This window comes from Streptomyces sp. SM1 (assembly GCF_002910825.1).
GTDB classification, from domain to species: domain Bacteria; phylum Actinomycetota; class Actinomycetes; order Streptomycetales; family Streptomycetaceae; genus Streptomyces; species Streptomyces okerensis.
In genome coordinates this window covers 1-9556 of record NZ_NEUB01000954.1, presented here as the reverse complement: position 1 = coordinate 9556, position 9556 = coordinate 1, and the positions used below count along the sequence as shown (strand labels likewise).

Genomic DNA, 9556 nt, shown 5'->3' with positions numbered 1-9556 from the left:
GTGCCGGCGGACCGCGGGGGTGAGGGGCAGCGGGCCCCGCCAGGCCCAGGGGCCCGGTCCACCGGTGCGCAGGCCGGACGGGCGTACCGCCTCCGCGAGTTCCCGGAGCAGGCGCAGGTTCCCGTCGCACAGCCGGTGCAGCCGCTTCGCGGTGAGCGGCTCGGGGTGGCCGCCCGCGTCCGCCGAGAGCAGCCGCGTGGTCTCCTCGCGGGGCAGCGGTGCCAGGGCCAGCCGGGGCAGCAGCTCCCCCGTCCACAGCCGGGACACGGCGGCCGGCACCGGCTCGTCGTCGGTGACGGCGATCAGCAGCCGGGTCCGTCCGTGGACGGCGAGCTGGTGGACCAGCGCGGCCGAGGCGTCGTCGAGGAGATGGGCGTCGTCGACCAGCAGCGTCCGCACCGAGGAGAGGTGGTCCAGGGCACGGTGCAGGGTGACGGGTTCGGACAGCAGGGTGGCGAAGGCGGCGAAGGGGAGGTGCCGGCTGTGCGGAGTCCCGGTGACACGGGCACAGTCCGTGCCGCGGACGGCTTCGGTGACGAGCCTGGTCTTGCCCCTCCCCGCCGGGCCGGTCACCACGACGCCCGGTCGCGCGCCGCTCAGCGAGCGGCGTATCAGGTCGAGTTCGTCCTCCCGGCCGGTGAACGGCCAGGGCTGCGGCGGCACCGTCATCGCCTTTCCGCGTATCCCGTGCGTTCCGTGCGTCTCATAGACCTCGTAGGACTCGTACGTCTCGTGCGGCCCGGTGGCTTCCCGTCGTGAAATGGTCACGAGAACAGGAGCACGCATACTCACCTCTGATACAGGGCCACTTGAGCAGACCCCGACTCAGGCGCCCCGGCCGGGCCACGGGCAGTCTGTGGTGCATGACCGTTCGCCACTGCTCGCTGCCGCGGCAGCCGGCGCCCGCGTATCCGCCGGGCCTGGCCGCCGAGCGCCTCGGCGCGCTCACCGGCGGGCGGCGGCTGTGGGTCAACGGCACGGTGCTGCACTACTGCTTCTTCGACGGTGCCGAGGACGGCTCCCGGATCACGGTGCCCGGAACCGGGCAGACCCGCTGGGTTCCCTGGGGCGGGGCCAAGGAGCAGCAGGACGTGGTGCGTGAGTGCTTCGAGGAGTGGCGGGGGCTCGGGCTCGGCGTGACGTTCGCCGAGGTCCGTGACCGTACCGAGGCCGAGCTGCGCATCGGGTTCCAGTGCGGTGACGGTTCCTGGTCCGCCGTGGGCAGGGACGCGCTGCGGACCGGAGTGCACGAGCGCACCATGAACCTCGGCTGGGACCTGACCGCGCCGGGTGAACGCGCGGCGGCCCTGCACCAGATCGGGCACGCGCTCGGCATGCTGCACGAGCACCAGAGCCCGTACGCCGGTATCCACTGGGACGACGAGGCCGTGTACGCCGAACTGGCGGGCCCGCCGCACCACTTCAGCCGGGACAGGACGTACGACAACATTCTGCGCAAGCTGGGCCCCGACGAGTTCGACGGGTCCGTCTGGGACCCGCAGTCGATCATGCAGTCGGCCTTTCCGCCGGGGCTGATCCTGGAGCCGGAGCAGTACCGCGGGGGTGTGCATCCGCCGGGCACCCTCTCCCCGGCGGACAAGGAGTTCGTGCTCCGCCGCTACCCGCCGGCGTCACCGGAACCGCCGCCCGTGCTGGTGCCGTTCCACTCGGTAACGCTGGGCCTGGGGCCCGGGGAGCAGGCGGACGTCCGTATCGACCCGCCGGAGACCCGGGACTACACCGTGGGCACCTTCGGCGACGCCGACCGGGTCGTGGTGCTGTTCGAGGAGCGGGACGGGGAGCCCCGTTTCCTCGCCGGCGACGACGACGGGGGCACCGCGCGCGACGCGGTGATCGTGGCCCGGCTGGTCAAGGGCCGCCGCTATCACGTCCGAATCCGCCTGTACTCCGCGTGGGGACCGGGCGAGACGGCGGTCATGTGCTGGTAACGGCACCGCCGACCGCGGACACCTGAACCATTTCCGGCGCCGGGGGAGCGGCCGGGGGACGTCAGTCGCCTTCGGGGGAGGGAGACTGGCGTCCCGCGGCCCACGCGCCACGGGGAGCCGTACCGGTCGATTCCGGTACGGCTCCCCGCCGGCCACCGCCGGGTTGTCGGGACGCGGATCCGCGTCCCCCTGGCCTCCCGGCGGGTCATCCCCGGCCGGGCACCGAGGCGAGGACGCGCCGGGCTCCGCGCACCACCGCCTCGTCGATCATGCGGCCGGACTCGTCCCGCGTGACACCGGAGCCGGCCCGCTCGAACCGTTCCACCAGCGAGCGCGCCCGTTCGATCTCCGCGGCACTCGGCGTGAACACCTCGTTGACGACCGGGATCTGCGCCGGGTGGATGCACGAACGACCGCCGAAACCAAGGCGCTTGAGCGCCAGCGTCGACTCCCGGAGCGCCTCGGGGTCCCGGAAGTCGGTGCTGACCGGGGCGAGCGGTGCGGCCAGCCCCGACGCCGCGCACGCCAGCGTCAACTGGGTCCGCGGCCAGAGCAGTTCCCTCTCGTCGGGACCGGCGACGATCCCGGTGTCGGCGCACAGGTCCGCCTCGCCCAGCTGCATGCGCGACACCCGGGGACCACGGCCGATCAGCGGGGCGGCCAGCAGGGCGGACGCACTCTCCAGCAGGGGACAGAGCTCGATCCACGGGGCCTCGGCCAGTTCCCCGGCGACGGCCACGAGGTCGCCGACCCGCTCCGTCTTCGCCACGATCAGCCCCGTCACGGCCGGCAGGGCCACCGCACGCGCGTCGGCGCGTCCCCGCCCTCCCGGATTGATCCGGACCCAGATCCGCGGACCGGTGCGCCCGGCGGCCGGCGCGAGCCCCTCCAGCCACTCGGCGCAGATGTCCCTGGCGCGCTTCCTGGAGGCGGGGGCGACCGCGTCCTCCAGATCCACGATCACCCCGTCGGCGCCTCTGCCCAGGGCCTTGGCCAGCATGTCCGGGCGGTCTCCCGGCACGTACAGGGCGGATCTCACGATGGTCCTCCTTCCTGTCGCGGAGGGGGGAGCGGACGGACCGCTCCCCCGCTTCCGCGACGGGTGTGTACGTCCGCTCAGCTGCCGGTCGGGCGGTGCAGGTACGAACCGACGGGCTCTCCGGCGACCTTGCCGTCGGCGAAGATGCGGTGGCCCCGCAGGAAGGTGTCGGTGACCCGGGCGGTCAGCTCGAAGCCCTCGAAGGGCGTGTACTCCTGCGCGGACTCCGAGTCCGCGGCCCGCACGGTCCACGTCTCGTCCGGGTCGACGAGGGCGATGTCCGCGTCGAAGCCGGCCGCGATCCGGCCCTTGGTCGGCAGGCCGTAGCGCCGGGCCGGGTTCCACGCGGTGAGGGCGGCGATCCGGCCGAGGGACAGGCCGCGCCGCGTTCCCTCCGTGACCATGCCCGGCAGGAGGTACTCGGCGCCGCCGAAACCGGACTTGGCGAGGAAGACGTCGTCCTTCGGGTCGCCGAACTTCGCCTCCTCACGGCAGCACGCGTGGTCGGAGACCACCCAGTCGACGGTGCCGTCCAGGACGTACTCCCACAGTGCCTCGACGTCCTCACGGGGACGCAGCGGCGGGTTGACCTTGCCGCCGATGCCGTGCGCGGTGTCGATGTCGGCCAGCAGGTGCCCCACCGTGACCTCACGGCGGAAGTCGATGTGCGGGAACGCCCTGCCCATGCGCACCGCCGCGTCGACCGCCTTGCGGGAGGTCAGGTGCAGCAGGTTGATGGTCGGCAGCCCCGTCTCGTGCGCCAGGTAGGAGGCGACGGAGACGGCGAGGCCCTCGGAGTGCGGCGGGCGGGAGGCGCTGTACGCGGCCAGGCCGCTCAGCTCGCCGGCCTCCTCGACCAGCTTGGTGTACGCGGTCATGATCTCGGCCGTCTCGCAGTGCAGGGACAGCGAGATCTGGTCCGCGATCTCCGGGAACTCCTCACGGGCCGCCTGGATGCCCCGCATCACGAACTCGAAGTGCGCGTAGTCGTAGCGCTCGCCCTCGGGGGTCATGAGGAAGGAGCTCTGGTCGGAGGAGCGGCCGTGCAGCCCGTGGCTGCCGTAGAACATGAACACCTTGAACGAGGTGACGCCGTGTTCGCGGACCAGCGTGGGGATCTCGGAGATGTGGCCCTTGGACATCGGGGCCAGGTGGTAGGCGTAGTCCACGTGGGCGCGGTCCGCGGTGCGCTCCAGCACCTCCGGGAAGAAGTCCGCGTAACCGCCGCCCTTGTTGAGGTAGTAGCGCCCGGTGCGCATGTAGCTGAGCGCCGAGGTCACGCCGCCCTGTGCGCACGCCCTGCTCTCGACGGCGGCGTCCTCGTCGAGCGGGCTGTAGATGCCCCAGTGCTGGTGCGCGTCGACGACGCCGGGGAAGGCCAGCTTCCCCCCGCCGTCGACCACCCGGGCGGCACGGGTCACGTCGGTGCCGGGTGCCACCTCGACGATCCTCCCGTCGCGCACGGCGATGTCCGCCGCCTGTGCGTCGTCCCGTTCGTCGGTGACGACACGGACGTTGGTCACCACGAGGTCGTAGTCAGTCACGATGGCCTCCAGCCACAGTCTTCAGCTCGGCCACGGGGCGGAGCAGGTGTTGGACATGTTCCAGTTCGGCGAGGCGCAGCCCCCGGTCCATCACGAGGCGGGCGTCGCGGTCCGACAGCCGGTCCGCGGCGTTGTCGCGGAACTTCAGTTCCAGTTCGGCGTCCGACAGCGGTCGCCGCGAACCGCCGCGGTTGTTCAGCACCTCGTGCCGCCACACGCGGCCGTCCGCGTCGTAGGCGGTCAGCACGGCGGGGAACTGCTCGGGGAAGATGCGGGTGGCGATGGCGTCCTCCACCACCTCGACCTTCGCCATCAGCTCCCGGCGGGCCGGGTCCCGGGCGAGTTCGTCGGTGAAGTCGTCCAGGCCGAGGCCGAGGCCGCCGCCTCCGCCGAGGAGCCCCGCGGCGACCATGTAGGGGCCGGAGAACTGGGCCTGGTATCCGGTCTCCGGGGCCCGCTTGCTCTCGATGGGCTGCCCGATCGTACGGATCACCGGGCCCGGCACGCCCAGCACCAGCCGCTCGGTGCGGGCCGGGTCCAGGCCCTGCTCCCGCAGTGCCATCGCCGCGTCGGCCGCCGTGTGCGTGAAGTGGTTCGCCGGGTAGGGCTTGAAGAAGATCCCGGGGACGGCCCACTCGGTGCCGAGGCCCTCGGTGATGGCCCTCGGCTCGTAGACGCCGTGCAGGAACGCCTCGAAGAAGCCGAAGCGCCCCTCCAGGATGGTGGGCGGCCCGGTGAAGCCGCGGCGGACCAACTGGGCGGCGGTGACCGCGGACTGGGCGGCGAGGCCACAGTGCAGTCGTTTGACGGTACCGCCGGTGCGGTTGGCCTCGATGATGCCCGCGGCCATGGAGGCGGTGATCCCGAGCACGTGCTCCAGCCCGTCCTCGTCGAGGCCGAGGAGCAGCCCGGCGGCCACGGCGCCGCCGAGGGCGCCGCAGATCGACGTGGCGTGCTGCCCGTGCTCGAAGAAGGTGGAGTTGCCGGCGGCGCGGTCGTAGCCGGCCATGCCGAGCCGGACGCAGACCTCGAGACCCACGGCGATGGCGTGGACGGTCCGGCGGCCGTCCGCTCCCGAGGTCTCGGCGGCGGCGAGCGCGGCGGGCACGACCGAGGCGCTGGGGTGCAGCACCGACGGCAGGTGCGTGTCGTCGTAGTCGAGGGAGTGGGCCAGTACGCCGTTGGCGAGGGCCGCCAGGGGTGCCGGAACCCGTGCGCCGCCCCCCACGACGGTGGCCTGCGGTGCCCCGCCCTGTTCGCGCACATGCTCGACGATGGCCGCCGAGGTCGGCAGCCGGTGGGCGGCCACGCACAGGCCCAGTACGTCGATGACCCGCTTGCGGACACTGTCGGCGACCTCGTCGGGGAGCGTCCCGTAGGCGGTGCCGGCGGCGAACACGGCGAGCTGCCGGGCGAGGGTGTGCTCAGCCATGGTCGCCGCCCTCGGCCGGGTCGGCGACCACGGCGAGCGGGCGCACGGGGGATCCCGTGGCGCCGAAGAGCGGCAGCGGGGACAGCACGAAGGTGAACTCGTGGACCCGCCGGTCCGCGATCTCCTCCAGGTCCAGGGTCTCGATGATATAGATGCCGGCCTCCACGAGCAGCACCCGGTGGGCGGGCAGGCTGGCGTGTCCCGCGCCGGGTGCCAGCCGCTCGAAGGCGATGGAGTCGGCGCCACTGGCGTGCACGCCCCGGGCGGCCAGCCACCGGGCGCCCGCCTCGCTGATGCCGGGGACACCGGAGTCGTGGCCGATGAAGGTGTCGCGGTCGGGCGCGTCGAACCGGCGCCCCCAGCCGCTGCGGATGAGGACGACGTCGCCGGTTCCGACCGGGGTGCCCTGGATCCGCTCCGTGGCCTCCAGGTCGGTGACGGTGATCTCGTAGCCCGGCTCGCAGACCTCCGTTCCCAGGGCGGCGGGCACGTCGAGCAGGACGCCGCGGCGGACCATCGGGTCGATGGTGTGCACGCCGTGGTCGGGGTAGACCCCGCCCCGGCCGGCCGCCTGCGCGTCGGCGCCGCCGTACAGCTTGCCGTTGTGCGAGACGTGGGCGAGGGCGTCGATATGGGTGCCGACGTGGGTGCCCATGACGAGCATGTCGTTCGCGGCGGAGCCGCCGTCGGCCCGTATCCGGTCGCCGTGACGGCGCGGCAGGGTGTGCCAGTAGGCGGGGTGGTTGGGCGACTGGGGCATACCGGTGTAAAGCCGCCTGCCGAGGTCCAGGACGCGCACACCCCGGCTCACCGCCGCCAGGAGCGGGTCCCGTGTTCTCGTCGGCGAGGGTCCGGTGACCGATGACGTGCTGTTCATGTGCCGTCCTTCTCTGGGTGGTTCGGTGCGCTGCTGCCGCTCGGGAGGGTCAGGAGACGACCTTGCGTTCTCTGAGTTCCGCGACCTTGTGCGGGTCGAGGCCCAGTTCGCCGGCGAGGACCGCGTCGGTGTCGGCGCCCTGGGCGCGTCCGGTGAACCGGATCCCGCCGGGGGTCCCGGACATCCGCCACATGACGTTGTGCATGAGCAGAGGTCCGAAGTCCTCGTCCTCGACGGTGGTGAGCATGCCGGTGGCCCGGACGTGGGGGTCTTCGACGAGGTCCCGGGCGTCGTAGACCGGTGCCACCGCGGCGCCGGCCTCGGTGAACCCGGTGATGACCTTCTCGCGGGTGCGGTCGGCGATCCATCCGCCGACGAGTTCGTCCAGGAGGTCGGCGTGGGCGGCCCGGCCGTGGCCGGTCGCGAACCAGTCCTCCTCGACGACCTCGGGGTGGCCGACGAGTTCCAGGACGCGTTCGGCGATCCGCTGGGCGCTGGTGGAGACGGCCACCCAGTGGCCGTCGCTGGTGCGGTAGGTGTTGCGCGGGGCGTTGTTGGTGGAGTGGTTGCCGTGCCGCTGCTTGACGACGCCGAGCTGGTCGTAGACGGTCGGTCCGGGGCCGACGGCGGCCATGATCGGCTCGATCAGGCTCATGTCGACCACCTGGCCGCGGCGCTCGGGGTCGCGGTCCCGGTGGTACAGCGCCATGGTGGTGGCGGACGAGGCGGCGATCCCGCAGATGGTGTCGGCGAGCCCGAACGCCGGGAGCGTGGGCGGGCCGTCCGGCTCGCCGGTCAGGTGGGCGAAGCCGCTCATCGCCTCGGCGAGGGTGCCGAAGCCGGCCCGTGAGGCGTAGGGGCCGCTCTGGCCGAAACCGGTGATGCGGACGATCACCAGGCCGGGGTTGAGGGCGTGCAGGACGTCCGGGCCGAGGCCCCAGCGCTCCAGCGTGCCGGGACGGAAGTTCTCCACCAGCACGTCGGCCTCGCGCACCATCCGGCGGAACAGTCCGGCACCCTCCGGGTCGGAGAGGCTGAGGCCGATGGTGCGCTTGTTGCGGGACAGCTCCTTCCACCACAGCGGTATGCCGTTCTTGGACTCCCCGTGACCGCGCATCCCGTCCCCCGCGACGGGGTGCTCGATCTTGATCACGTCCGCGCCGAAGTCTCCGAGCAACTGCGTGCACAGCGGTCCGGCCAGGATGGTGGAGGCATCGATGACACGGATGCCCTTGAGGGGTCCCGGACCGCGGTCCGGGGTGCCCTGCTGCGCCGGTGCGTTCATGGCGTGTCCTACCTTTCAAGACGTGGGTCTGATCCGGTCATTCGTAGGATCGGAGGGCCCAGGGGTTCTGGGTATGGCTGCATGGTGGGCGCCGTTTGGATGGCTCAAAGGACTTGGCCGCCCGGAGCCCCGCGACGACTCGACCGCCAATTGGGAGACGCGACTCGATCGCTGCTGTAGGACAACGTCGGCGAGGTCGTCTGCGGGATCGATGTGACGACGAGCTGGCGGAGGGAACGTGCCCGAGATCTGGGCCGGAGTGGACATCGGCAAGACGCATCACCACTGCGTGGTGATCAACGCGGACGGCGAGCGGCTGCTGTCCCGCCGGGTCCTGAACGACGAGACCGAGCTGCTTCAGCTCATCGGCGACGTCCTGGAGATATCCACCGACGTGCTGTGGGCCGTCGACCTCAACCACGGCGGGGCCGCCCTGCTGATCGGCCTGCTGCTCAGCCACGGCCAGCCGATGGCCTACCTCACCGGCCTCGCGGTCCACCGAGCATCGGCCACCTACAAAGGCGAGGGCAAGACTGACGCGAAGGACGCCTTCGTCATCGCCGACCAGGCCCGCGTCCGACGTGATCTCGGCCTGCTGAGGCCCGGCGACGAGATCGCCATTGACCTGCGCACGCTCACTACCCGGCGCCTGGACGTGGTCTTCGACCGCACCCGGCAGATCAACCGTCTCCGCGCTCAACTGCTGGAGATCTTCCCCGCGTTGGAACGCTCGCTTGAGCTGACCAACAAAGGGCCGGTGATGTTGCTGACCGGCTACCAGACCCCGGCCGCGATCCGCCGCGCCGGCGCGAAGCGGATCGAGACCTGGCTGAAGAACCGCAAGGTCCGCGGCGCCGCCGCACTTGCGAAAACGGCTGTGGAGGCTGCCCAGGCGCAGCTGACGGCCCTGCCTGGCGAGACGCTGGCCGCCGCCATGGTGGTCCGCCTCGCGAAGGGGGTGATGTCCCTCGATGAGGAGATCGCCGAGCTCGACGCCCTGATCGAGGCCAAGTTTCGCGAGCATCCGCACGCTGAGGTGATCCGCAGTCTGCCCGGCATGGGCCCCAAGCTCGGTGCCGAGTTCATCGCCGCGACCGGCGGTGACATGGACGCCTTCGGCAGCGCCGATCGGCTGGCCGGCTTCGCCGGCCTGGCGCCCAGGCCACGCGACTCCGGCCGCGTCAGCGGCAACCTGCGCAGACCCAGGCGTTACCACCGTGGACTGCTGCGGAGCATGTACCTGTCGGCGATGGTCAGCACTACCACCTGTCCCGCCTCGAAGGCGTACTACCAGCGCAAGAGGAGCGAGGGGAAAGGACACAAGCAGGCTCTGCTGGCCCTCGCCCGCCGACGCCTCAATGTCCTGTGGGCGATGATCCGTGACGGACAGTGCTACCAAGGTTCACCTCCCGTCACGGCGGCGGCTTGAC

The 9556-nt window shown here is 71.9% G+C and carries 7 protein-coding genes and 1 pseudogene; 2 read left to right on the top strand and 6 right to left on the bottom strand.

Annotated features, from left to right (window positions below; all coding sequences use genetic code 11):
* A pseudogene (locus tag B9S61_RS33355) lies at positions 1 to 669 on the bottom strand (hypothetical protein); the annotation flags it as partial.
* Positions 670 to 863: 194 nt separating this feature from the next.
* Here B9S61_RS33355 and B9S61_RS33350 point away from each other — a divergent pair.
* Positions 864 to 1949 carry a M12 family metallopeptidase gene (locus B9S61_RS33350; RefSeq protein WP_103545514.1) on the top strand — a complete coding sequence of 362 codons (1086 nt, stop codon included), beginning with the start codon at positions 864 to 866 and terminating at the stop codon, positions 1947 to 1949.
* A 205-nt stretch (positions 1950 to 2154) separates the two neighbouring features.
* On the opposite strand, the gene B9S61_RS33345 is transcribed toward B9S61_RS33350, so the two are convergent.
* The 5 genes from B9S61_RS33345 to B9S61_RS33325 all read right to left on the bottom strand — a co-directional run bounded on the left by B9S61_RS33345 (position 2155) and on the right by B9S61_RS33325 (position 8126).
* Positions 2155 to 2988, bottom strand: a complete 834-nt coding sequence (locus tag B9S61_RS33345; RefSeq protein WP_103545513.1) for a CoA ester lyase — start codon at positions 2986 to 2988, stop codon at positions 2155 to 2157.
* 77 nt (positions 2989 to 3065) lie between these two features.
* A complete protein-coding gene (locus tag B9S61_RS33340) occupies positions 3066 to 4532 on the bottom strand; it encodes a dihydroorotase family protein (protein WP_103545512.1) in 1467 nt (488 codons plus the stop codon).
* On the bottom strand, positions 4525 to 5964 hold the full coding sequence (locus tag B9S61_RS33335; protein WP_103545511.1) for an MmgE/PrpD family protein: 1440 nt from the start codon (positions 5962 to 5964) through the stop codon (positions 4525 to 4527). Before B9S61_RS33335 ends, B9S61_RS33340 begins: the two co-directional genes overlap by 8 nt.
* Positions 5957 to 6841 (bottom strand): cyclase family protein, encoded by an 885-nt coding sequence (locus B9S61_RS33330; protein WP_103545510.1) that lies wholly within the window; start codon positions 6839 to 6841, stop codon positions 5957 to 5959. The genes B9S61_RS33335 and B9S61_RS33330 overlap by 8 nt, the downstream gene beginning before the upstream one ends.
* Positions 6842 to 6890: 49 nt before the next feature.
* Complete coding sequence (locus B9S61_RS33325) at positions 6891 to 8126, bottom strand: CaiB/BaiF CoA-transferase family protein (RefSeq protein WP_103545509.1); 1236 nt, start codon at positions 8124 to 8126, stop codon at positions 6891 to 6893.
* Between the two features lie 238 nt (positions 8127 to 8364).
* Here B9S61_RS33325 and B9S61_RS33320 point away from each other — a divergent pair, with 238 nt between their 5' ends.
* Entirely contained in the window at positions 8365 to 9555 is a 1191-nt protein-coding gene (locus B9S61_RS33320) for an IS110 family transposase (protein WP_103543576.1), read from the top strand.
* Position 9556 lies beyond the last annotated feature (1 nt).

Bases quoted from the DNA above. Each gene is read 5' to 3' on its own strand.
- B9S61_RS33335 (WP_103545511.1), bottom strand. From the start codon at position 5,964: ATGGCTGAGCACACCCTCGCCCGGCAGCTCGCCGTGTTCGCCGCCGGC.
- B9S61_RS33325 (WP_103545509.1), bottom strand. From the start codon at position 8,126: ATGAACGCACCGGCGCAGCAGGGCACCCCGGACCGCGGTCCGGGACCC.
- B9S61_RS33330 (WP_103545510.1), bottom strand. From the start codon at position 6,841: ATGAACAGCACGTCATCGGTCACCGGACCCTCGCCGACGAGAACACGG.
- B9S61_RS33350 (WP_103545514.1), top strand. From the start codon at position 864: ATGACCGTTCGCCACTGCTCGCTGCCGCGGCAGCCGGCGCCCGCGTAT.